Below are 344 nucleotides of genomic sequence, written 5' to 3'. Positions count from 1 at the left end.
GATCAGCTGTTGCAGGGGGGCGGTGTAGGCATCCGCTGGCGTAGACATGGAGAACTCCGATTAGTGAGAAGTATTTATTTAATGATAACCATTATGAACAGGGAAAAGGAAGAGGCCGGGGCAGTGTTGGCGAGGGCGCTGCCCTCTAGCCGAGCCAGCCTGAGGCGGTGGCGGCCTGCCACAGCAGCCGCAAGGCCAGCGCGGTCAGCAGCAGGTTGAACACCTGATTGAAGCGCCGGTTACTGATTCGCTTCAGCACATGCAGGCCCAGCCAGGTGCCCGCCAGGCCAAAGGCGACCATGGCCAGGATAAAGCCCAGCCAATGCGGGAACACGAAGCCCGCC

At 60.5% G+C, this 344-nt stretch carries 1 pseudogene; it reads right to left on the bottom strand.

The annotated features are described in order from the left end of the window. Positions 1-145: 145 nt before the first annotated feature. A pseudogene (locus ACFC20_RS17625) lies at positions 146-344 on the bottom strand (sulfite exporter TauE/SafE family protein); the annotation flags it as partial.

Origin of the sequence: Marinobacter sp. (assembly GCF_041984545.1) — a bacterium.
Lineage (GTDB): Bacteria > Pseudomonadota > Gammaproteobacteria > Pseudomonadales > Oleiphilaceae > Marinobacter.
The sequence above is the reverse complement of the archived record's forward strand: the minus strand, read 5'-3'. Positions and strand labels throughout refer to the sequence as shown.